Consider the following 21989-nt stretch of genomic DNA (forward strand, 5'->3'; position numbering starts at 1 on the left):
GATTGGATACTGCCTTATGAGGGTTTGGCAGTTTCCGTTGAGGGGAAGGATGCACTCTTTTTGAGGGCTAGAGTGCATCCTTTTCATGGATTGGATACTGCCTTATGAGGGTTTGGCAGTTTCCGTTGAGGGGAAGGATGCACTCTTTTTGAGGGCTAGAGTGCATCCTCGTATGGATTGGATACTGCCTTATGAGGGTTTGGCAGTATCCGTTGAGGGGAAGGATGCACTCTTTTGAAGGCGGAGTGCATCCTCTTAGGGATTGGATACGGCCTTTATGAGGGTTCGGCAGTTTCCGTTGAGGGGAAGGATGCACTCTTTTGGAGGCGGAGTGCATCCTCTTATGGATTGGATACTGCCTTATGAGGGTTCGGCAGTTTCCGTTGAGGGGAAGGATGCACTCTTTTTGAGGGCTAGAGTGCATCCTCTTATGGATTGGATACTGCCTTATGAGGGTTTGGCAGTTTCCGTTGAGGGGAAGGATGCACTCTTTTGAAGGCGGAGTGCATCCTCTTATGGATTGGATACTGCCTTTATGAGGGTTTGGCAGTTTCCGTTGAGGGGAAGGATGCACTCTTTTTGAGGGCTAGAGTGCATCCTCTTAGGGATTGGATACGGCCTTTATGAGGGTTCGGCAGTTTCCGCTGAGGGGAAGGATGCACGCTTTTTGAGGGCTAGAGTGCATCCTCTTATGGATTGGATACTGCCTTATGAGGGTTCGGCAGTTTCCGTTGAGGGGAAGGATGCACTCTTTTGAAGGCGGAGTGCATCCTCTTATGGATTGGATACTGCCTTTATGAGGGTTCGGCAGTTTCCGTTGAGGGGAAGGATGCACTCTTTAAGGGCTGGAGTGCATCCTTTCCATGGATTGAACGCACTCTTTGGAGGCTAAAGTGCATCCATAGGGAAAGGCATATTCCATAAGAAACAGAGATAACCAAAAGATTTGTTTTTATATTTTTATTGATAGGTTGCTGTATTTGCGAGGGCTATTCATTCTTTATTCTCAATATTTAAGATGATTATGTGATAAGGGTTGTTCGTCAATACAATCGTAAAAGACGCTGAGCATTTTTATAAAAATTAAGATATTTTTGTGCCTTTTTCTTGTTTTTTTTGTGTTTACACAAGATATGCACGGCTTTTCAACAGTTTGTTTTTTTTAGCTTTGCTAATGGCGTTGGCTAAACACTTCAATTGTTTTAACTGCTTCAATACCGCCTTAAAAAAACAGTGCTTTATAATATGACAAAATAAGCTGTATAACTTTTGATTCTTACGCGATGCTAGAAAAAGGGGAATGTTAGGAGAGATGTTGTCTATATTCTTAGCTTATCTCTTAAGGTAGGAAGATTAACATACTTTCTGGATCTATTTTTATTTGGCCGGATCTATTTTTATTTGGTTTGACGGTTAAAGAGCAATAGCTGAATGGAATCACGCTTGCTTCATGTTTTTATCCTCACGCTTTAGATTTTTTCTCATAGAGATTTTGTTTTTAATGAGGTTTTACGCGAATCACGTAAAACAGAATGTTCTAAATAGAATATATTTGTGTTGCACATTTACGTACTTGTTTAAAAAACATTATGTTGTCTTATCATCACAATGATGTTGATGAATGGGGATGTTGATGAATGGGGATGTTGATGAATGGGGATGTTGATGAATGGGGATGTTGATGAATGGGGATGTTGATGAATGGGATATTGATGAATGGGGATATTGATGAATGGGATAATGGAGAAATCTCTTGCGAAGTGGATAAGCCCTTCTTTAAAATCTCATAAGGGGAAAGCCTGCACTATCATACTATTCGCGCCTCATGTGATGACAGCCTTTGGCTCTTGAGCGTGTTCATAAGAGGCATTTTGATTCTTTATCTTGCTAGTGTTTTATTTCATATGTCTCTCATGTTTGTAATGTGGAAAAGACAAGGTGTTGATTGATGCAACATGAAATAAATTTAAAATGAGAGAATCCCTATGATATCCGGGTCTCTTAAATTTTATATGGATAACTGGAAATTATTATTATAAATCAAATTATTACCGTGATACATCAACCTGTTGGTGGACTATGCGATAAAGAAAGTTATCCAGTAGTTAAGTCATTCTGTTATGTCGTAAAACACTGTCATTTGAAGTTTGGTGATATGAAGCAGGCTTCTTTGGATATGTTTTAAGTGTTTTTTTAAGGGCGTGGTGAATCTTTAAGACAGAGCAAGCTTCTGTTGCGCCTTGAGTTTAGCTGAAAATCCCTGAATGGAAGCCAAGAGTGAATGGAAGCCAAGAGGAAATGGAAGCCAAGAGAGAAGTGTATCCAAGCTGTTTGTAAATCAGATTGAGTTAAGAATCTTTGTTCTTTGAGAATGAAACGCAAGTCAATTTGACAAAAGAATGATCTATTTTGCGGGTAGACCTTATGGAGGAATATAACAAAGCTTCATAAGGAAGTGATTTAAGACAATACAGTCATAAAAAAGTACAGTTATAAAAAAAAGTCCTCCGTCGCAATTAGAGGACCAAAGAGCAGGAGAATTTTAACATTGACTCGCAGGACGTGTCAAAAAAGAATAAATTCAAAAGGCCGTACTAAATACAAAAAATCATACTTAAAGAACCTACCACATTATAATTAGCAGAGAATTGAAAAAATAGCAATATAAAAAATACTTTTTACAAAAAATTTTGTCATTTTGCATTAAAACTTAATACTTTTTTCAATTGAATATTTGTTTTAAGACTCGATATTAATTAAACTATATTTAAAAATATTATGATGCATGCAAGCATCTTGATAATATTCTTCAATCAAAAACGAATTAAGAGCCCCTCATGATTATAGGACTGATATGGGGAAGGCTTTTTGTTTTTAAGAGTGTGGGGTGTATCTTCAGTATGTGTGGGGGGTGAAGTATTGTCCTTTTGGGTGTGGGGGGCAAGGTAATGAAAATGGGGGCGAGAGCTGCTCAATGCTTGAGCCCGTGTGGGGGAGGTTTCTTTAGAGGGGCGGGGGCAACATGGGAGGCCGCTTAAAATGGCGAGGAGGGGGATTATTCAAAATGTTTATGGTTTGCATATCCCCAATGAAATGCGAGCAAGTCTAAACAATCTCGTAAATGATCGGCAAGGGAGTTTTGTTTGCGTTTTGAAGAACTTAATTCTTTTATCGCTTGTCCATGGCCGATAACGCGTTCAAGCAGTGAATAGCCAAGAATACCCAGTTGAACTTTGATTGTTCTTAAATGATTGGAGGCTTCTATTTGACGTTCAATGGGGTGTATGTACCCTTGGCTACAGGAAACCTTTTCACGGGTGTAGTCGAGGCTCATGTGGAGATCGGCTTGGCTTTGACGCCAGTAAAAATAAAAACGTTCTGCCGCTTTATATTGGGCTTTGCTGAGATGTCCTTTCGCATATAAAAGTGCAATGGGATGGCTTTGTGCATTGGCAATGGCATTGATGGTGCGCGGGTTGCTGGAACTTTCTCGATGATTGGGTTTAAAATAAGGATTACGCGTTTCAACAGGGATTTCTTGCGTCTTTAAATGACCAATGTGCTTTTCTTGATTTTGATGATCAAGCGGGCAGGTTTGCATATTTTTTTTCTGCTTATGGGTCATAGCATCTCCTTAAAAATTATCGTTTGCTTCTTTATGTTTATGCAAAGAAACGGGATTGTGCTGTTGTATGCTTGTTGAGGGATACGTTTTTATGTCTGCTTTTTGCGTGAGGGGAAGTTTCAAAAAAAGGGTGAGGGGTCGCTTTCTGTGGGTGTTGTCATTGTTTTATAGGAGAGGGGTTTATAGGGGAGGCTGTATGGGAGAAAAGTGTATTGTCTCGCGTGGATTTGCTTCTTGAAAGGATTGGCATTTTTTTGCATGATGGGCGTTACCTTTAATTTTACTGCTGTGGGGGATATTGATGTCGAACGATTTGGTTTTTTTGCCGTGGTTGGTATTTTTCTGCTTTGTTGCTCTTGTCTTTGTTTCTATTTATGCGGCAATGAGGTTTTTCGGGGTTACAAGGAAGGACTTTTTTAAGGGTGGGGTGCTTGCATTCTTTGTTGGCGTGACCTCTAAGTTTGTTTATGCGCAAGCTGAACACTTTGGTTTGACTTGGTTGTGGTTCTTAAACAGTTAGGTCTTTCACATTCTTTTTGGCGTTGTCTTTGGTCTTATCCTTGGGCTTATTTGTCTAGGGGCAAAGCGTTTTGGGTTTAGGCTTTCATTCTTTGCAAAGGATTGATCTTTTGCTGCATTTTTGGCATGGTCTCTGATTTTTACTTAATAAAGGAGCGGGGCGTATGGTGGTTGCACGGGACATGTTTTTGAAGTTTCTGGTGTTTTGCTGCGTTATTGGACTTGTTTCTTTTTTTGCTCTGGAAGGGGTACGGTGTGTGCGTGTACTGTTGGGGGGCTTAAAAAAATGAGCATTTTTCTGTCCCACGGGCTTGGTCTTTGATGTTCTTTCTGTGAGGGGTATTTGATGTCGAACGATGTGATGTTTTTGCAGTTGTTGGCACTTTTCTGTCCTTTGGTTCTCGCCTTTGTTTCTATTTATGCGGGAATAAGGTTTTTCGGGTTTACAAGGAAGGACTTTTTTAAGGGTGGGGTGCTTGCATTCTTTGTTGGCGTGACCTCTAAGTTTGTTTATGGGCAAGCTGAGCACTTTGGTTTGGCTTGGTTGTGGTTTTCAAACAAGTGGGTCTTCCATATTCTTTTTGGCGTTGTCTTTGGTCTTATCCTTGGGCTTATTTGTCTAGGGGCAAAGCGTCTTGGTTTTAGGCTTTCATTCTTTGCAAAGGATTGATCTTTTGCTGCATTTTTGGCATGGTCTCTGATTTTTACTTAATGAAGGAGCGGGGCGTATGGTGGTTGCACGGGACATGTTTTTGAAGGGGTTGGTGTTTGCGGGCATTATTGGAGCTGTTTCTTTTTTTGCTCTGGAGGGGGTACGGTGTGTGCGTGTACTGTTGGGGGGCTTAAAAAAATGAGCATTTCTCTTCCCCACGGGCGTGGTCTTTGATGTTCTTTCTGTGAGGGGTATTTGATGTCGAACGATGTGATGTTTTGGCTGTTGTTGGGGGTTTTCTGCTTTTTTGCTCTGGCCTTGATTTTTATTTATAAGGGAGCAAAGCGTCGCTCTGTTACAGGGGGGATGTTTTGGAGATGGGTGGTGCTTTATGGCGTTGTTGCCACCTACCTTGGTTTTATTTATGTGGGCGTGGGCAGGCGCGCTGTTGACGGGGAGCTGCTCTTGAAGGGGGCGGTGTTTTCTTGCATTTTTGCAACTGTCCTTGGTTTGGTGCATCTGGGCGTCAAGAGCATGCCTGTTGCTTGGCAAGTGTTCTTAAAGGCGGTTATGTTTTGTTGCATGATGGGCTTTATCCTGTGGTTTGCTGCTGTGGGTGTCAGAGATATGGATAGCATAAGGGCGGTATTCTTAAAGGTTTTGCTCTTGTCTGTATTGTTGAAAGTGCTCTTGGGGTTCTTTATACGCGAGCAAGGTGATACGGTATTACAGAGGTCGTTGCGTGCTTTGAATTTTGTGCTGTTTTCCTGCATTTTGGGTACTCTCCTTTGTTTTACCCGTCTGGGAGCAGAGAATCTAGGGTTGAGCTGGCTTTGGTTCTCGAAGGATTGGGTGTTTTTATTCATTTTTGGATTTACCCTTCCTTTTGTTTGTGAGGGAGCAAGGTGTGCGCGTGTTCTATGGGCTTGGTTTTTGAGGTAGCTGGTGTTTTTTTGCTGTTGTTGGTGGTTTCCTACCTTTTTATTGTTGTCGTTATTTGTACTTATAAAGTTTCCAAGCGCTTCGATATTCCGAGGTGGCGGGCGGCGTTTTATTGTATTTGTGGTATTTCCCTCTTTTTGAAGGAAGTGCTGTTTTACTGCATTTTAGGAGTCGTCCTTTTTTTGGCTCTTTGGGGGATGGAGAGTATGGACATACCTTGGGGACTATTGTCCTTGATGGGGATCGTGTTTGCTGTAGTGTTGGAGTGGTTCTTGATTTTGCATATAAGGGGGCGGCAAGATGGGGTGGTGACGCGTTGTTTGTGGTTATTGAAGGGGTTGGTGTTTTGCGCCATTGCTGGAGCGATCCTTTTTTGTTTGCCTTTGGGAGCAGAGAATATGGGGTTGGGCTGGCTTTGGTTCGCGAAGGATTGGGTGTTTTTCATTATTTGTGGATTGATCCTTCCTGTTGTTTCTGTGGGAGCAAGGCGTGCGCGTGTGAAGGCGGTGGCGTTTTTTAAGAGAGTGGGGTTTATGGGGTATTACAGATAACGTCGAGGGAATGATTGTTCAAAAGAACAGCGATAGCGATAAGTTTGGGGATCAAACCAAAGCCCTATTTTGCCTTCAAAATCACCAGAACGTTGTTTGGCAATATTCATAATAACGCCTGGGCGTTTTGCTAAATCTGCTTTTTCTTGTGCTAGAGAGGCGGCAAAGATTTTATCTTCCAACGACCGATTGCGCCAAATGGTGATGATGTTAAAGGCATTGGCACCAATTTCTGAGGCGCCTTTAATGTCTTCTGTGCTGGGGATATCTTTATCCAGACCGCCTTTGCGGGCATGGGCGACAAGGTGAATATGCACATTGTTTAAAACAGCCCAATCAACCATTTTATAAACCGCTTGTTCTTGTCTTGCATAATCATCTGAGGCAATGCCAAGCCGCATCAAACTGTCGATGATAAATTGATCGCAGCCATAGCGCGCACGGCAATAGTCAAAGACTTCAAGCAAGGTATCTACGCTCGATTTGCCAACATGCTCATAAAGAATAAGCCCTTCGTCTAAAAAATGAAGAATCCGTTCAATTGTCTCTTTTGTAGGCTGTTCTAAGCCGCCCGTTTGTTTGGTTAAACGGCGAAGTGATTGTTCTCCTTTCATTTCTAGAGACGCTAAGCAAAGGCGACTCTTTTGTGCAATCCAATGGGGAATACAATCTGATAATAATTGGCTTTTACCTGTACCACTCGCACCACTCCAGAGCGTTAATTCTGCTGGGCGGAAATGCAATTTGTCCTTCAGTTTAGGATAGGGAACCGTATAACCAAGATGTTTTTCAGGCTCTGGCCAAAAAAGCCCAATCACTTGATCTTTATAGTCTGAGGCGCGCCGTAAACCTTCTGGTGCAAAGCTTTGTGCTGAGGAAAAGGCAGCTTTTATGGTGGCTTTATCGATCCCTGCGGTTAAACAGTCATTGGCATCTTTAAGGGGTAAACGGACACGGTAGCAACGGTGGCGTCCAAGCCTGCTGGCAATCTCACGGGCTGCTTCTTCTCCGGGCGGATCCATATCGGTGGCTAAAAAAATCGTTTCAAAAGATTCTAAATGATCAAATTCATTTTCAATCCAGTTGTGTTTTCCTCCACTGCCTCCTCCAAAGGGAACAGAAACCGCCGGATATCCATAGGCGGCTAAGGATAGCGCATCAATTTCTCCTTCAGTGATAACAATGGTACGGTTTGTTGAAGAAAAATTGGGGAATGGCGCCTGTTGGGGCGCGTGCGTGGGTGCCTGCTGGGCGGTGTTTTGGGGCGCCTGTGTGGAGGTGAGGTTGGTTGAGGCGGTGTTTTGGGGCGCCTGTGTAGAGGCGTGGTTGGTTGTGGCGGTGTTTTGGGGCGCCTGTGTAGAGGTGAGGTTGGTTGAGGCGGTGTTTTGGGGCGCCTGTGTAGAGGCGTGGTTGGTTGAGGCGGTGTTTTGGGGTGCCTGTGTGGAGGTGGTGTTGGTTGAGGGTACCTGCTGGGCGGTGTTTTGGGGTACCTGCTGGGGTGTGTTTTGGGGTGCCTGCTGAGGTGCCTGCTGAGGTGCTTGTTGGGATGCCTGCTGGGATGTGTGCAGGGATGCCTTTGTGGAGGCGGGGTTGATTGTGGCGGTGTTTTGGGGCGCCTGTGTGGAGGGGTGGTTGGTTGAGGCGGTGTTTTGGGGCGCCTGCGTGGAGGCGTGGTTGGTTGAGGCGGTGTTTTGGGGTGCCTGTGTGGAGGGGTGGTTGGTTGAGGCGGTGTTTTGGGGTGCCTGCTGAGGTGCGTGCTGGGTTGCCTGCTGAGGTGCCTGCTGAGGTGCGTGTTGGGATGCCTGCTGGGATGTGTGCAGGGATGCCTTTGTGGAGGCGGGGTTGATTGTGGCGGTGTTTTGGGGCGCCTGCGTGGAGGCGTGGTTGGTTGAGGCGGTGTTTTGGGGTGCCTGTGTGGAGGTGGGGTTGGTTGAGGGTACCTGCTGGGCGGTGTTTTGGAATGCCTGCTGGGATGTGTGCTGGGTTGCCTGCTGGGATGTGTGCGTGGAGGGGTGGTTTGTGGGGTAAAGGGCTTGCCAACCAAATAAAATCGGTTCACATTGGGAGGCTGTTGGTTTGGTTTTTGCTCCCGTTTGCGCAAGCCGTTCTTTGACTAAAGCAAGGGTGCCATCGGGTTTATAAAAGGGGAAAATGATTTTTTCGCCATTTTCTCCTATGCGGTAACGCTTTATAATCTCTAGAGGAATGCGGCGTTCTTCATGGAGATAGGTTTTTACAAGATTCTGCGGGCTCTGCCCTTTAGGAACCGGTGGACGGCGATAGGAACGATGAGGCGCCATAAAGGGTTTGGGGCGTGTCAGATTGAGAGTCGCGCGTGCTTCTTCTAAGGCTTGAGAGAGGCTAATGCCTTTGACTTCACACCAAAGGTCTAAAAGATCTCCTCCTGTGCTTTCTGCAAAATCATACCAAAGTCCTGCTTTACTACCACTTAAGCAAATCGATAAACTTTGACCAGCTTCACCACGTGTGTTGCCTACAATCCAATTGTTGCCTCGTTTGTGCCCTTGGGGAAGAAGCATTTCTACTATTTTATCGGCTTGTGAGATAAGTTTTTGTTTGATTTCAAAAATTGTGCTCATGGTCATTCGTGATATTATTGTCGTTTTTCTCAAGATGTGGGAGGTGAGAATTCTGTTTTTGCTGTTCTCACCATCGATCTGATCGTAAAGTCCCGTGGTGCTATGGGGCTTGCCAGTTTACTTTGAGAGCTTCTTTGCCGCTCTTTTCTTGCCAATAGTCGCGAAACCTCTTGGCTTGCCAAAGGGCTTGACTCTCACTCAAACCTTTTTGAAATGGCTGTGTTGATGTCTTCTTGCCAAGAGCATGGGAAGTGGTGCCTTGAGGAAAGGAGGAAGGGGAAAGGAGGAAGGGGGTGAAAGAAGGAAGGATGCAAGAAGGGTGGGGCGGATGCCTGTGAGGGTGTGGTGCATGCTGGAGTGTCCTGTTGGGGCATGTGTTGGGGTGGTGCATGTTAGAGTGTCCCTGTTGGGGCATGTGTTGGGGTGCCTGTGTGGAGGGGGGTGTCCTTGTGTGGAGGGGGTGGGTTTGTTGCCAAAGAGTTTGCTTTTCATTGAGTTTTTCTGAAATGGCTGTGTTGGTGTTTGTTTGCCAAGAGCATGGGAAGTGGCGCCTTGAGAAAAGGAGGAAGGCGGAAAGAAGGAAGGATGCAAGAAGGTGGGGCGGATGCCTGTGAGGGTGTGGTGCATGCTGGAGTCCTGTTGGGATGCCTGTGTGGAAGGGGTGGGTTTGTTGCCAAAGAGTTTGCTTTTCATTGAGTTTTTCTGAAATGGCTGTGTTGGTGTTTGTTTGCCAAGAGCATGGGAAGTGGCGCCTTGAGAAAAGGAGGAAGGCGGAAAGAAGGAAGGATGCAAGAAGGTGGGGCGGATGCCTGTGAGGGTGTGGTGCATGCTGGAGTCCTGTTGGGATGCCTGTGTGGAAGGGGTGGGTTTGTTGCCAAAGAGTTTGCTTTTCATTGAGTTTTTCTGAAATGGCTGTGTTGGTGTTTGTTTGCCAAGAGCATGGGAAGTGGCGCCTTGAGAAAAGGAGGAAGGCGGAAAGAAGGAAGGATGCAAGAAGGTGGGGCGGATGCCTGTGAGGGTGTGGTGCATGCTGGAGTCCTGTTGGGATGCCTGTGTGGAAGGGGTGGGTTTGTTGCCAAAGAGTTTGCTTTTCATTGAGTTTTTCTGAAATGGCTGTGTTGGTGTTTGTTTGCCAAGAGCATGGGAAGTGGCGCCTTGAGAAAAGGAGGAAGGCGGAAAGAAGGAAGGATGCAAGAAGGTGGGGCGGATGCCTGTGAGGGTGTGGTGCATGCTGGAGTCCTGTTGGGATGCCTGTGTGGAAGGGGTGGGTTTGTTGCCAAAGAGTTTGCTTTTCATTGAGTTTTTCTGAAATGGCTGTGTTGGTGTTTGTTTGCCAAGAGCATGGGAAGTGGCGCCTTGAGGAAAGGAGGAAGGCGGAAAGGAGGAAGGATGCAAGAAGGGCGGGGCGGATGCCTGTGAGGGTGTGGTGCATGCTGGAGTGTCTTGTGTTGGGGTGCCTGTGGATGTCCTTGTGTGGGGAAAACGGCTTTTGTGATGAGAGCAAAATGGTCGATGTTGACGCGTTTTGCTGTGTGAATCGCCTATCCAAGTGTTGTTTTGCCGCCCTTTGTTTTGTTCTGTGTTATTTTGTCCGATGCTGTTGTGGTTTTGAAACATTTTTATCCCCGCGCGTGCTTGAAAAATACGTTGTTTTTGTGATGTCAAAAATTGTCATTATAGTTGATCAAACTGCGGTAAAGGGTGTCGTTGTTCTCAGAGATGAAAGATGAGGAGCTTCCCTGTTTTTGCTGTTCTTGCCGTTCGATCTCACGGCGAAACCAGTTGCGCCATGTGGCTTGCCAGTCTACTTTGAGAGCTTCTTTGCCGCTCTTGGCTTGCCAATAGTCGCGAAACTTCTTTTCTTGCCAATGGGCTTGGCTTTCACTCAAACCTTCTGAAACTGCCGCCTTGATGTCTGCTTGCCAATGCTCAGGAAGACGGTGCCCTTTGGCAACTGAGGAAGTGGTTTTTTTGTTGGTGCAAAGCGGGATGGAGGCAGAAAGATTGCTGGGGGGAAGAGTGGTGGCGGATTTTGTTTTTTCCCCCGTGACAATTTGCGCGATAGGGGCGGAGGTAAACTCGGCTTGGGGAGCGTTTAAAGAGGGGGCGTTTTTTTGCTCCGCTTCTTCTTGTGGAGGGGAAGGGAGAGGTGAATCAAGAGCCGATAAGGGTGATGGATGATCGCTTTGTTCAAAGTTCTCTTCGCAGGAAAAACAAGGTTCTGTCTCATCAAACAAAATTTTCTTTTCTAAAACACCGTAAGGTGTTTCCTTTTCTTCTGTCTTTTGAGCTTCTGAGCTTTGTGCAGCATCTTTTGGACTTTCGTTAAGCAGTTGTTGCATCTCTGCATTGATTTTTTTGCGTTTTTTTGCCGAAGAACGACCCGCAAAGGATTTTTGTTCAAGCAATTTTTCACGCTCTTGAAAAATATTTTCGCAACGCTTGTTCCATAATCCATTGGCTAAATTTAAAATCTTACCCTCTTGGATGAGCATTTCTAAAACATTAACAAAAGTTCGCTTGTCACAACCACAAAGACGCGCTAAACGTTCTTTCGATATTTCTAAAGGTCGTCCACGGGCATACATTTCATTGAGAAGAATCGTATAGATTCCAATTTCGTGTGCGCGCATCCCACGTACACCTCCTAGAAAGTCATTTTGATACCAACAAACATATGGAAGCCTAGACGATTCATAATGAGGAGTTTCTTGTTGATTAGCGTGTTTCATACTGCAATCTACTTTCTTCTTTTTTATACATTTTTATTGATGATAAAAGCTCAAATAAGGATTTAACTTGTGTTGCTTTTGGCTCTGTTCGATGATGACTAGAGGCTTCTTTACGACGCTTATAAATGATTGGCTGTGCTTGAAGAGCATGCAAACTTACGATTTAAGATTGCGGTGATGGAAAAAATAAAGAATACCACACATTCTCAACGTACTTGCTTTTGGGCAGAAGCTTTGGAGAGTGGTCTTTTATATCCTGTAGGGTGGTTAAAGTGTTTTTATGATCCAAAAATAAAAAAATTTCCCCCGAAAAAGTAAAATTTGTTTCCTTAATTTTATCCTTTTTAGAGGATAATGCAAGCTCGTTTTATAAAAAGGACGTGTTTTTTTTAAAAGACGCGCTATATGGTGAAATTATGAATATCGATGGTTGGCGTCAAAGATTAAGAATCGCTTTGGAAAAAAGTGGGCGGTCAAAAAGATCTATCTCCCTCGCTGCCGGTAAAGGCGCGGGGTACCTTCATTCTATTCTTTCTGAAGGAAAAGAACCAACAATCGAATCTCTCTCGCGAATTTGTCACGAAATTAATATCAGTATGAATTATATTCTTTATGGTAAAGGGGCTAGCCCTGAAGATAAAGAATTTATAGAGCTTATTTCGAAACTCTCTCCGCAAGAGAGACAGGCGATTTTGACTCTTTTGCGGCGGCCAATTGACGAAGCTTCAAAATAACTTCCTTCTGTGCTTTTGAATCAAGGCGACTCCAGTATTTTATTAATATTATGTCACTCATTTTATCTCTCCTGTGTGTTTATAATTGCAATTTTGTAAGAACAAATAGAGAACAACAAAGGGGCATGAGAGGAACAAAGAATAATAGATTTTTATTTACATATGTCATTTGAACCCCGTAGATATTTAAAATATATCTTTTATGAAGGATAAAATGGTTGACATCTCTCCTATAGAGGAGATAAGACTAACGCTATATTTAGTCTTGTCAAGACAAGGCTATGCTTTATCAACTATCTAAAGGGGGAAATCATGAAAAATATTTCATTCGTTAAAGAGGATGAAATCATTATCGTTTTATGCGAAGAGGAAAATCCTGGTACTTATGAAGGACCAATCGACGAAATCGAAGAGGTGCTCGAACTGATTGAAGAATGTGAAACTGTTTATAGAGTTTTACGACTCGATCTGACAACTTCTCATGCTGAAGATGTTACGGAACAAATCGCTGATTTTTATGTCGAAAATCATGAAATGAATGAAGAAAATACACAATTGCAGCCCTTCATTTTGAATAGTGAAGCTTATCATGCTTGTTTAAATGAAAGAGCGGCTTGCGATTATGAAGATAATCTCTATGGCTCTTATGAAAAACAGCATCGTTTACGCCCATGTGATGTCTTGACAGATTATTGGTGGTAAACATGCCAAGTTATCTCAAGACTTCTTATCAAGGGATTCCACTTTATTATGCTGGAAATATGCGAAATTTAATCAGACTCGAACCACAAAAACACAACGCTATACTTTTTATATCGCAAGAGGTGGCTCAGTCTATGGCAAAAAAATTGGAGGAAGAATATTGCCGCCATGATTTTTCCGTCGTGCAATAGCAGGGTTGAAAAAGGAAGTCGCAATGAAAGGGTCCAAGTGCTTTTTCATTGCGGTGACAATGGTGTTTCGTTTTTGGGGGAGGGCTTTGGGGGAAGCTTAGGGGGAGCTTTGCGGGGGTTTTTTTAGCCGACATGGGAAAGGGGGGCATGAAAAAAATAGCCTATATATGAGAAATTGCGGGCGCTTGTGTGTGGGGGGGGGAAGTTGCTGGCTGGTTCATTGGGGGGATAAGGCAATGGTGGGGCAGGTCGTCATCCAGTGACTTGGAGTGACACGGAAAGCATGCTGGAAAATAAAAATGAAGGCTTAGGGGGAAGAGAAGCAGCAGTACAAACAGGTTCCAACCTATAAAAAGGCACGTTCAAGGGGGAAAAGAGCCGGTTTTTGTGTTTTCGGGGCACGCAAGTAGGGAGCTTGGAATGACACGGAAAGCATGCTGGAAAATGGAAGAAGGTGTTTGACGGGGGAGGTCGTTAAAGCTTGTTTAGACGTATTGGGACAAAAACGGGGGGATTTTGGGAGCTTTTGTGGTGCGTGCTGGGGGAGCGCCGCAATGAAAGGACTTGAGTGCTTTTTCATTGCGGTGACAATGGTGTGCGTTATGCTTTCGTTCTTGGAAGGGAAGCTTAGGGGAAGCTTTGGGGAAGCTTAGGGGAGCTTAGGGGGGACTTAAGGAAGCTTAGGGGAGCTTAGGGGGGAGCTTTGCGGGGGTTTTCTTAACCGATATGGGAAAGGGGGGGCATGAAGAAAAGAGCCTATATATGAGAAATTGCGGAGGGGGGATGTTGAGGGGGGCAGCAGTTTTTGTGTTTTCAGCGGCACAATATTGAAGGATGCATTGAAGGATGTTGTCGCCTTTAGTCCGTGTGAGGGACACAGGCTTTAAAAATATGAATGTTTCAAAGAGGATATATTGCAAAAAACACTTTAAAGATGAAGGGGAGAAAGGTCATGCCAATTATTATCGATTGTATTCAAGGAACAGAAGAATGGCAGAAAGTGCGTAATGGTTTGATTACGGCTTCTTTGTTTGAGATGGTTATGGCACAAAAAAAACAGGGGCAAAAAACTTCACGCTATCAGAGTGTGATGATGAAATTGGCGGGAGAAAGAATTACAGGAAAAACCGTTGAGGAAGGAACAACACTTTCTCAGCGACGTGGAACAGAATTAGAACCAATCGCACGACAGCTTTATGGGGAACTTACACATACAGAACCTGAATGTATTGGCTTTGTTTTGGCTGATGATCGCGGACAAGGATTTTCCCCCGATGCTTTTGTGGGAAAAAATGGCTTATTAGAAATTAAAACAAAAAAACCTGAAATTTTGATCCCTCATTTCATGCAAAAGAATTTTCCAGCAGAACATAAAGCACAATGTCAAGGGGGATTATGGATTTCTCAACGCGAATGGGTGGATTTAATGCTCTATTGGCCGGATATGCCTCCTTTGATTAAACGGGCTTATCGTGATGAAGCGTATATTTGCAAGCTTGAAAATGAAATTAGCCGTTTTAATGAGGCTTTGGAGAAGATGGTACAGCAAATTAAGAGTGTTGGGACAGGTTTTCATCTAAGGACAGAAATTGCTTTGAAGGAGGGGGAAGAAAGGGTGCTTGGAATGAAGACAAAGCGTCTGCTGGAGGGCAAAACAAGAATGAGGCGGGCAAGAAAGGGATCGTGTGCAGCGTTGAGGAGAGGCAAAGTTCTATAAAAAGGAAAGAGCAGAGGGAGAAAAGAGCCGGTTTTTTTGTGTTTTCTGGGCACGCAAGTAGGGAGCTTGGAGTGATAGGTAAAGCATGCTGGAAAATGGAAGGAGATGTTTTACGGGAGACGTGAGACAGATGTTTAGACGTCGAGATCCGAGGGGGCTGGGAGCTTTTGTGTTGCGTGTTAAGGGGGGGAGATAAGGGGGAAGATTAAGGGGGGGAGTTTTTTAGCCGATATGGGGAAAAGAATGTAGGAGCATGAGAAAAAGTCTGTGTGGAGTCAAGTGGGCTTGTTGGGGGAAAGGGTGGCGGGCGGATTGTGGAAGAAAATAAAGGGGTGGGGAAAACGGGAGAATAGGGAAAGAACGGATAGAGATATTATAATCTTTATGTTTCTCTACATTACCTTGTTATAGAAAATCAAAAATGACCACATTTTATGAATTCACTGTGGGTCGCTCTTAATACTCTTCAAAAGCATTTTCATGAGATAATTTTCAATATAAATCTGGTAAACATTAAAAATTGTTGTATGAGTATGAGCCAGAATATCAATTTACCAATCTTTACCAAATATCCTTTTATACTGATGAGAATTAATAACCCTATACTTATTATTCCTAGTGGTATATTCCACGTAAAGAGTGAAATTGTACCATAAATTAGAGGCGTTATTCCACAAGTAATGAAAATTACACGCTTGATATTATTTATATTTATATTATCTCTTATTCTGTTCTCTTGGTTTCTACTTCTTTCAGAGGTCTTGTGATTGTTTTCAGAGGTTTTATGGTAGAACTGATTGTAAGCAGCTCTCTTTCGAGGATCTTTAAGAACTTCATAGGCTTCAAGAATTTTTCTGAATTTTTGTTCAGCTTCGGTACTAGGATTATGATCAGGATGGTATTGCAGAGCTAATTTACGAAAAGCAGATTTTATCTGTTTATCGTTGCATGCGTAGCTTACATCAAGAATTCCATAATAATCGTCTTCATTTAATATCATTAAATACTGCTACTTGTGTATTGCTCTTATTTTTATAGGATAGCTTAACTAATTTTTGTTGAATATATCAATGGGTATTATCTTATGTTTAAAGTATGGTGAAAATCGTATTGAATGGTGGGGCTGTACTTGGGGCTATTGTATCTAAATGAGGGGAGATACAGTTCAAAACGCTTAAAAATGCAGGGTGTTTTTAATATTTTAGAAATATTTTTTACAAAAATAGATTAAAAGAGAGACGATAAATCAAATATAAAGGGACGGCAATAATAGCCAAGGTTGTCATTATTGTAAATAAACAGGCAGGAACCTTAAATCTAAAACGCCAAAGTAAACTAATGGGAACGGACGTTATCGTTGTTATGATGAATCCTACGATAAACCATTGCATGAATAAGTACATTATATTGATTTTATCTTTATTAAAACGATTTTGTTTGAGTTCTTCCTCTGAAATACAATCGATAATAGAAAAAACAGGGTAAACAGGAAACTCTCTACTTGGACAAGCAATAACAGCAAATTTTTCAAGCTCTAACCATTATCTTTCGCGTTCTTTTTCCAATATCTTCTTTTCTATTTTTTGTTTTATATATTCTTTGGAAATACAATTGATCGGAGAAGTATTCCCAACAAAAAATTCGTCTTTTCTACATCCACGGGTTGTATGATGCGTGAATAAAAACAGCGCTTATTGCTATAGCAAATAAAATAAAGTGTTTAAACATAGGGTATTTATTGCCTTTTGTTTCTAACGAGCTTTGATAAGTAATTTCTATTGAATAAATCAATATATGTTATTTTTATGTTGGTAAAATAAAACAAATTGTATGTACTTTGGCACTTTGTATCTAAAGATGGCGATAGATAGTTAAAAATGCTTGAAAATGCAGAATACCCTTTGAGAAGCACTTTTCATAAAGTTATGGAATGAATAGATCAAAGTTTATGGTAATTTTGTATACTCTATGATAACTCTGTATAAGATCTCAATTTCATGATCAAGTTTCTCAAGTTCTTTCTTGTTTTTAGCTATACGCTCTTGATATGTCTCTATGTGTTTCATACTGTTTGAGAGACGGGTATGCTCATTAGAGTGTTTTGCTTCATTCACATGTCGCATTGCATCTATTTCTAATTCTATAAGGCTACACAGAGTATTAAATACATGATGTCGTTTTTTGATTATATTCTGCCATTTTTTTATTATATTGACATGTTTTTCATAGAGAGGTTGCGATAACCGCCACTTGTTTTCCAAAAAAAATGTTTTTTCTATCCAGAGAATTTGGTAGAATTTTTCTGACCACCAACTACTTCCATTAACGAGGAAAATGCGGAACAATCTCTCTCTTTCTGTAATCTCTTTTGAAGAGAATAGTTCATTCGAATGAGTATATCCCTTTGAAGAATAAAAAAGATGCGTTGTTAAAAGGGCGATAATTAAGACGTTTCTCAATAAAGACTGTTTAATTAACATTTTTTTTATACCCTTTTTGTGATTGATTATAGTCATTGTGAGAGGGCTTAATGGTTCTTTAGAAGTATTTTGAAAGGCGTTTTATTATCCGTTTAAAGATTTTTTAAATACTGCTTCCATTTTTCAAAAGTGCTATATCTTACGGGCGGTTTTACATTTTCTTTGGGCATCATGGCAAGGTATACCTCTCTAGCCATAACGCACATTGTTGCTGTGTTTCTAAAACGAGTGAGTTCATTGCCTATTATGAGCAGCTCTGTCTGGAGAGTTTGTTCTTTTCGACTAATGCCATTAGGGGAATCCAAAAATTTTTCTGCGTACGCAAACATTGGATCATCAAAGTTTGTTTCAAACTTTGCGTTGAGGAAAATATTTTCTATATAATCCCAATTTTTCCTGTATTTCATCCCGTTAGCTTTAAAAGCCCTAAGTCTTGTTGGTAAGTCGTTAAAGGTAAGTGTGGGCATCGTTTTATCACCTTGCCATAAATCAAAAAAACGTCCACAAAAAACAAGCAATATGTGATAATGTTTAAAAATATTGAATTCTGGAGGATTACTGGGCAATGTTATTAAATGCCTCCAAAATTGACTTTTGTCATGGGGTATGTCTACAGTCCATTCCATATACGCTTTTAAATATTCTACCTCTTTTTTTGCTTTTTCTAATTTCTGAGAATATGCTAAAGGAGTGTAATTTTCATGGACATATTTTTGGTAAAGCCTATCGTATTCAGCGAGATCGCTTACTTGAGTACAACCCAATAATAGGGATACAGAAAAAAACGTTATAAATATTATGACGTACGTTTTGAATAATAATTTCATCATTTTAACGTTTAATGATTTTTGTTGAATAAATCAATATGTGTTATTTTTGTGTTGAAAATATATGTAAAAAATGTATTTAATGAAAACAGCGATAGTGATCATACTGTATCTAAATAAGGGTGTAGTACAGGATAAAACCCCGCACATGCGGGGTTTTATTCGCTGAAGAAGACAAGGACAGAGGAGACAAGGACAGTAGAAAATATAAGGGAGGTCCTGTCACCAAAATGTTTGTTCTAGGGCGGGAGTGGGGAATATCCAAAATGCTCTAAACGAAATATACTTGTTGTGCATAGTCATGCGCTTGTTTTAAAGAGACATCTTGCTCCAAGCTCTTTTTATACTCATTTCATGCCCATTTCATACCGGCGTTCGTGAACTTCATGCTGGGGCTTGTAAATGGTATCGTGAGAGGTAACGATAAAACCTCGTAGATTATAAATATTACACACCTCATCTTTACTTTATGAAAAAGTAAGTTGGTATCATCTTGAGCTCGTTCTCAAGATTGCGACATGGGCTTTAGCTCTTGGGATGATTCATAATCTCATTCACTGTGGGGGGGACTTTTCATAAAAGGTAGGCTTTTCTTGAAAAGTTTTATGCCATACGGATCTTTCTGCTTGTGAACTGTAAGCCTTGTGAACTGTAAGCGAAGAGGGGTGTTTGATTTCAATAGAATAGAGGGGAAGAGAATTCTTCGCTCTTAGGGTTCTTCTGCAAGAGGAATAACGCTATCCGTATAAATTAAAGTATTCGTATAAAAAAGAGCGTCTTGAAAGAGGGATGGCTTAGAGCACGTGGAAAATCATAGTGTATAAAATTGGTAATGAGGGATCTTCTTTGAAACGGCGGGCTATCAATTTTCTGGTATATGGGATGCCTAGTATATGGGGATGTCTGTCATATGAGATGTTTGCCATATGGGAGCGTGGGGTGACTTATTGAAAGCTTTATTGAGGGGGGGCTTTATCACTGTTTGGTTTTTTTCTTTTGGTAAGGGGTGGGGAGAATGGGGAAGGAATTGAGTTGAGAGGAGGTTCTGGAAATGGCTCTGTTAGATTTGTTGTAAATGACGAATAGGATCGATGAAGCTTATTCTAATTTTTAGAGGGAATACTTGTGTTGCTTGAGGTGGATAGAGAGGCTAGAAAGATAAGATTATTCGTTTTGGGGCGGATAAAGGTATCAATGGGATATGTTCAAACAATGAGTTTATAATAATTCATTATTGAGATTTAATTTGAATTTCAATGAGAGCCCGAAATAGTGTGAGATGTTCTTATTTCAAACCTTCTTATTCAAACGCTCTTATATTGAAACAAGTAAAATCGTTTGTCTGCATATTATAAGTGGGGTGAGCTTGTGGGGAAAAATATTCAAGAAATAAAAATGCCTATACCGTCTCAAGTGTTAAGAAGATGCAACAGTGAGGTTTGGCAAAGAGAAGGATAAGGGGGGTGTCTTACAGGAAGGAAAAAGGGGGAAGCCAATGGGAGGGGGGCTATTCTTTGGGGTGTGTCAATTTCAAAAGCCGCTCATAAAGCATTTTGGAGATTAAGCGTGTCATTGAAGCCATTGATTTTGACGCCATTGAAGCGCATGGTTTAAAGGATGGAGGATTTGATGAAGCCAATGGAGGCTGGGGGAAAAAATTGAGGCTTATAGAGAAGGCTTATAGGGGAAAGAAGAGAGAGGCAAAAGAAGAATAAAATGGTGCTGCGAGAGAGGATTGAACTCTCGACCTCTCCCTTACCAAGGGAGTGCTCTACCACTGAGCTACCGCAGCCCTTTTCAATCTTTGCGCTGTCTTGTGCCATATTGTCAGAAAATAGGCAAGAGAACATTTGTATATTCTTGCAAGAAAACGTATCTTATGTCATGACATATGTTTCTTATATGCTTAAATATTTAAGGTTATGAGTTGCTTGGATAGAAGCTCAACACTGTTTAAAAGGTTGCGCAATGACACAAATGTATCAAAAACAAAAACAAAATGAAATGAATCATCAAGATGAAAAAGCAAAACGACGTCAAGAAAGATTGGCGCAACAATTGCGTCAAAACCTGAAACGTCGAAAAGAACAATGCCGAAAAAGAGCACAAACAGAGCTCTAAAATGCAAAAAAATGTTTTTTAGTGAAGCTTTGCAACCAAACTTCTCAATAATTTGTTCTCATATTTAGAATGCGTTCTAAAACGATTAATAAAGCATAACTTCCCGAAGGGGGACAATCCTTTGGAAGGGCAGGCACAAAGGAAAAGAGGGAAAACACTATGGATTCTATTCAAATTGTTGGGGGAGAAAAACTTAAAGGAACAATTCCTATATCAGGAGCAAAAAATGCTGCCTTGCCTCTTATGATTGCGGCGCTTTTGACAGAAGAAACGCTTACTTTAGAAAATATTCCTCATCTGGCCGATGTCGAATTGCTTATTCGTATTCTCAATAATCATGGTGTGGGATATGCCGTTGATGGACAAGAGTTTAACGATGAATGTGTGAATTCAAGAACAATTCATTTTACGGCGCAAAAAATAGCCACAACACGGGCGCCATACGAACTGGTGAAAAAAATGCGTGCAAGCTTTTGGGTTATCGGACCTCTGCTTGCACGATGCGCAGAGGCTTATGTTTCGCTTCCTGGAGGATGTGCTATTGGAACAAGACCTGTCGATTTTATCCTTGAAGGACTCAAAACTTTAGGCGCACAGATTTCGATCGAAAATGGATATGTTCATGCAAAAGCGCCAAGGGGCTTAAAAGGTGATCACTATCGTTTCCCTAAAGTCACTGTTGGGGGAACCCATGTGCTGCTGATGGCGGCGACAACGGCAAAGGGAACAACCGTTCTTGAGAATGCGGCTTGTGAGCCAGAAGTGACAAACCTTATTCGAACCCTGAATGCTATGGGGGCTCAAATAACCGGTGAAGGAACAACAACGCTTACAATTGAAGGGGTGAAAAAACTTAAAGGGACAAAAATACGCGTTATTGCTGATCGAATAGAAGCGGGGACATATGCAATGGCTGTTGCTATGACAGGAGGAGATGTCTTTCTTAAAAATGCAAATCCTAATCATCTCACAAAAGTGCTTAAGGTGCTCCAAAAAACAGGACTCGAGATTCAAATAGAACCTCAAGGAATTCATGTTAAGCGAAATCCAAAGAACACCAAAATTATGCCCGTTGATATTAAAACAGGACCTTATCCTGCTTTTCCAACCGATCTCCAAGCCCAATTCATGGCGCTCATGACACGGGCTGAAGGAACCGCGCATATTACAGAGACGGTTTTCGAAAATCGTTTTATGCATGTTCAAGAACTCAATCGCTTAGGAGCACAGATAAAGCTTGATGGGCAGACGGCAACCGTCTATGGAACAGAGAATTTGCAAGGGGCTCCCGTTATGGCGACGGATTTGCGTGCTTCTGTTTCTCTTGTGATTGCAGCGTTGGCGGCAAAGGGGGAAACAATCGTCAATCGTGTCTATCATCTTGATCGTGGATTTGAGAGATTAGAAGAAAAATTAGTCCGTTGTGGCGCAAAAATCCAACGCATCACAGTGTAATTCTCTTCGAAGGTATTCGGTCTGCCTTTAAGGGGCTTGATCTCAAGAAGCAAGCTTTGTTCATTTTCTCAATAAACGCGGGGCTTATCTCATGGTTTTGGAGCTTTTACGAGCGGGCATAAAAGTTTGAGAGGCGGGTGG

At 42.0% G+C, this 21989-nt stretch carries 20 protein-coding genes, 1 tRNA gene and 1 pseudogene; 14 read left to right on the forward strand and 8 right to left on the reverse strand.

Features of this window, described 5'->3' with window-relative positions; translation table 11 throughout:
* Positions 1-85: 85 nt before the first annotated feature.
* Positions 86-238, forward strand: coding sequence for a hypothetical protein (locus ACFILH_RS09140; RefSeq protein ID WP_375667694.1), 153 nt, complete (start codon positions 86-88; stop codon positions 236-238).
* A gap of 72 nt (positions 239-310) precedes the next feature.
* Complete coding sequence (locus tag ACFILH_RS09145; protein ID WP_375667695.1) at positions 311-496, forward strand: hypothetical protein; 186 nt, start codon at positions 311-313, stop codon at positions 494-496.
* Between the two features lie 2559 nt (positions 497-3055).
* Here the strand turns inward: ACFILH_RS09145 and ACFILH_RS09150 are convergent.
* The gene (locus ACFILH_RS09150; protein WP_273790862.1) at positions 3056-3625 is read right to left on the reverse strand and encodes a hypothetical protein; all 570 of its coding nucleotides are present in this window, start codon (positions 3623-3625) and stop codon (positions 3056-3058) included.
* 301 nt (positions 3626-3926) lie between these two features.
* Here ACFILH_RS09150 and ACFILH_RS09155 point away from each other — a divergent pair, with 301 nt between their 5' ends.
* The 5 genes from ACFILH_RS09155 (at position 3927) to ACFILH_RS09175 (ending at position 6258) form a co-directional block, all read left to right on the forward strand.
* On the forward strand, positions 3927-4145 hold the full coding sequence (locus tag ACFILH_RS09155) for a hypothetical protein (RefSeq protein ID WP_375667697.1): 219 nt from the start codon (positions 3927-3929) through the stop codon (positions 4143-4145).
* A gap of 345 nt (positions 4146-4490) precedes the next feature.
* Positions 4491-4814 carry a hypothetical protein gene (locus ACFILH_RS09160; protein WP_375667699.1) on the forward strand — a complete coding sequence of 108 codons (324 nt, stop codon included), beginning with the start codon at positions 4491-4493 and terminating at the stop codon, positions 4812-4814.
* A 58-nt stretch (positions 4815-4872) separates the two neighbouring features.
* Positions 4873-4998 carry a hypothetical protein gene (locus ACFILH_RS09165; RefSeq protein ID WP_375637689.1) on the forward strand — a complete coding sequence of 42 codons (126 nt, stop codon included), beginning with the start codon at positions 4873-4875 and terminating at the stop codon, positions 4996-4998.
* 56 nt (positions 4999-5054) lie between these two features.
* A complete protein-coding gene (locus ACFILH_RS09170; protein ID WP_375667701.1) occupies positions 5055-5738 on the forward strand; it encodes a hypothetical protein in 684 nt (227 codons plus the stop codon).
* Positions 5739-5832: 94 nt separating this feature from the next.
* The gene (locus ACFILH_RS09175) at positions 5833-6258 is read left to right on the forward strand and encodes a hypothetical protein (protein ID WP_375667703.1); all 426 of its coding nucleotides are present in this window, start codon (positions 5833-5835) and stop codon (positions 6256-6258) included.
* A 21-nt stretch (positions 6259-6279) separates the two neighbouring features.
* Here the strand turns inward: ACFILH_RS09175 and ACFILH_RS09180 are convergent, their stop codons facing one another.
* From ACFILH_RS09180 to ACFILH_RS09190, 3 genes are all read right to left on the reverse strand, one after another.
* On the reverse strand, positions 6280-8889 hold the full coding sequence (locus tag ACFILH_RS09180) for a toprim domain-containing protein (RefSeq protein WP_375667704.1): 2610 nt from the start codon (positions 8887-8889) through the stop codon (positions 6280-6282).
* Between the two features lie 198 nt (positions 8890-9087).
* Positions 9088-10506: a hypothetical protein gene (locus ACFILH_RS09185; protein WP_375667720.1), complete on the reverse strand. Its 1419-nt coding sequence runs from the start codon at positions 10504-10506 to the stop codon at positions 9088-9090.
* 44 nt (positions 10507-10550) lie between these two features.
* A complete protein-coding gene (locus ACFILH_RS09190) occupies positions 10551-11621 on the reverse strand; it encodes a YdaU family protein (protein ID WP_375667706.1) in 1071 nt (356 codons plus the stop codon).
* Between the two features lie 416 nt (positions 11622-12037).
* Here ACFILH_RS09190 and ACFILH_RS09195 point away from each other — a divergent pair, with 416 nt between their 5' ends.
* From ACFILH_RS09195 to ACFILH_RS09210, 4 genes are all read left to right on the forward strand, one after another.
* Complete coding sequence (locus ACFILH_RS09195; RefSeq protein ID WP_273790852.1) at positions 12038-12355, forward strand: XRE family transcriptional regulator; 318 nt, start codon at positions 12038-12040, stop codon at positions 12353-12355.
* A 312-nt stretch (positions 12356-12667) separates the two neighbouring features.
* Positions 12668-13057: a hypothetical protein gene (locus ACFILH_RS09200; protein ID WP_375660820.1), complete on the forward strand. Its 390-nt coding sequence runs from the start codon at positions 12668-12670 to the stop codon at positions 13055-13057.
* A gap of 2 nt (positions 13058-13059) precedes the next feature.
* Complete coding sequence (locus ACFILH_RS09205; RefSeq protein ID WP_273790850.1) at positions 13060-13248, forward strand: hypothetical protein; 189 nt, start codon at positions 13060-13062, stop codon at positions 13246-13248.
* Between the two features lie 952 nt (positions 13249-14200).
* Entirely contained in the window at positions 14201-14965 is a 765-nt protein-coding gene (locus ACFILH_RS09210) for a lambda exonuclease family protein (RefSeq protein WP_273790849.1), read from the forward strand.
* 763 nt (positions 14966-15728) lie between these two features.
* On the opposite strand, the pseudogene ACFILH_RS09215 reads toward ACFILH_RS09210, so the two are convergent.
* The 3 genes and pseudogenes from ACFILH_RS09215 to ACFILH_RS09225 form a co-directional block, all read right to left on the reverse strand.
* Positions 15729-15965 (reverse strand): annotated as a pseudogene (locus tag ACFILH_RS09215) (DnaJ domain-containing protein); the annotation flags it as partial.
* Positions 15966-16911: 946 nt separating this feature from the next.
* Positions 16912-17445, reverse strand: a complete 534-nt coding sequence (locus ACFILH_RS09220) for a hypothetical protein (RefSeq protein ID WP_273790848.1) — start codon at positions 17443-17445, stop codon at positions 16912-16914.
* Positions 17446-17537: 92 nt separating this feature from the next.
* Entirely contained in the window at positions 17538-18275 is a 738-nt protein-coding gene (locus ACFILH_RS09225) for a hypothetical protein (RefSeq protein ID WP_273790847.1), read from the reverse strand.
* Positions 18276-19825: 1550 nt separating this feature from the next.
* Here ACFILH_RS09225 and ACFILH_RS09230 point away from each other — a divergent pair.
* Complete coding sequence (locus ACFILH_RS09230) at positions 19826-19987, forward strand: hypothetical protein (protein ID WP_375643498.1); 162 nt, start codon at positions 19826-19828, stop codon at positions 19985-19987.
* A 2-nt stretch (positions 19988-19989) separates the two neighbouring features.
* Here the strand turns inward: ACFILH_RS09230 and ACFILH_RS09235 are convergent.
* Positions 19990-20064, reverse strand: a tRNA-Thr gene (locus ACFILH_RS09235).
* 176 nt (positions 20065-20240) lie between these two features.
* Here ACFILH_RS09235 and ACFILH_RS09240 point away from each other — a divergent pair.
* Together ACFILH_RS09240 and murA are read left to right on the forward strand one after the other, a co-directional pair.
* Positions 20241-20393, forward strand: coding sequence for a hypothetical protein (locus ACFILH_RS09240; RefSeq protein WP_273790845.1), 153 nt, complete (start codon positions 20241-20243; stop codon positions 20391-20393).
* Between the two features lie 159 nt (positions 20394-20552).
* Positions 20553-21848 (forward strand): UDP-N-acetylglucosamine 1-carboxyvinyltransferase, encoded by a 1296-nt coding sequence (gene murA, locus ACFILH_RS09245; RefSeq protein WP_375631456.1) that lies wholly within the window; start codon positions 20553-20555, stop codon positions 21846-21848.
* The last annotated feature ends 141 nt before the right edge of the window (positions 21849-21989 follow it).

The organism is Bartonella sp. CL435QHHD (genome assembly GCF_042195095.1).
In the GTDB taxonomy this organism is placed as follows: domain Bacteria; phylum Pseudomonadota; class Alphaproteobacteria; order Rhizobiales; family Rhizobiaceae; genus Bartonella.

Bases quoted from the DNA above. Each gene is read 5' to 3' on its own strand.
- ACFILH_RS09140 (WP_375667694.1), top strand. From the start codon at position 86: ATGGATTGGATACTGCCTTATGAGGGTTTGGCAGTTTCCGTTGAGGGG.
- ACFILH_RS09145 (WP_375667695.1), top strand. From the start codon at position 311: ATGCACTCTTTTGGAGGCGGAGTGCATCCTCTTATGGATTGGATACTG.
- ACFILH_RS09150 (WP_273790862.1), bottom strand. From the start codon at position 3,625: ATGACCCATAAGCAGAAAAAAAATATGCAAACCTGCCCGCTTGATCAT.
- ACFILH_RS09155 (WP_375667697.1), top strand. From the start codon at position 3,927: ATGTCGAACGATTTGGTTTTTTTGCCGTGGTTGGTATTTTTCTGCTTT.
- ACFILH_RS09160 (WP_375667699.1), top strand. From the start codon at position 4,491: ATGTCGAACGATGTGATGTTTTTGCAGTTGTTGGCACTTTTCTGTCCT.
- ACFILH_RS09165 (WP_375637689.1), top strand. From the start codon at position 4,873: ATGGTGGTTGCACGGGACATGTTTTTGAAGGGGTTGGTGTTTGCGGGC.
- ACFILH_RS09170 (WP_375667701.1), top strand. From the start codon at position 5,055: ATGTCGAACGATGTGATGTTTTGGCTGTTGTTGGGGGTTTTCTGCTTT.
- ACFILH_RS09180 (WP_375667704.1), bottom strand. From the start codon at position 8,889: ATGAGCACAATTTTTGAAATCAAACAAAAACTTATCTCACAAGCCGAT.
- ACFILH_RS09185 (WP_375667720.1), bottom strand. From the start codon at position 10,506: ATGTTTCAAAACCACAACAGCATCGGACAAAATAACACAGAACAAAAC.
- ACFILH_RS09190 (WP_375667706.1), bottom strand. From the start codon at position 11,621: ATGAAACACGCTAATCAACAAGAAACTCCTCATTATGAATCGTCTAGG.
- ACFILH_RS09195 (WP_273790852.1), top strand. From the start codon at position 12,038: ATGAATATCGATGGTTGGCGTCAAAGATTAAGAATCGCTTTGGAAAAA.
- ACFILH_RS09200 (WP_375660820.1), top strand. From the start codon at position 12,668: ATGAAAAATATTTCATTCGTTAAAGAGGATGAAATCATTATCGTTTTA.
- ACFILH_RS09205 (WP_273790850.1), top strand. From the start codon at position 13,060: ATGCCAAGTTATCTCAAGACTTCTTATCAAGGGATTCCACTTTATTAT.
- ACFILH_RS09210 (WP_273790849.1), top strand. From the start codon at position 14,201: ATGCCAATTATTATCGATTGTATTCAAGGAACAGAAGAATGGCAGAAA.
- ACFILH_RS09220 (WP_273790848.1), bottom strand. From the start codon at position 17,445: ATGTTAATTAAACAGTCTTTATTGAGAAACGTCTTAATTATCGCCCTT.
- ACFILH_RS09225 (WP_273790847.1), bottom strand. From the start codon at position 18,275: ATGATGAAATTATTATTCAAAACGTACGTCATAATATTTATAACGTTT.
- ACFILH_RS09240 (WP_273790845.1), top strand. From the start codon at position 20,241: ATGACACAAATGTATCAAAAACAAAAACAAAATGAAATGAATCATCAA.
- murA (WP_375631456.1), top strand. From the start codon at position 20,553: ATGGATTCTATTCAAATTGTTGGGGGAGAAAAACTTAAAGGAACAATT.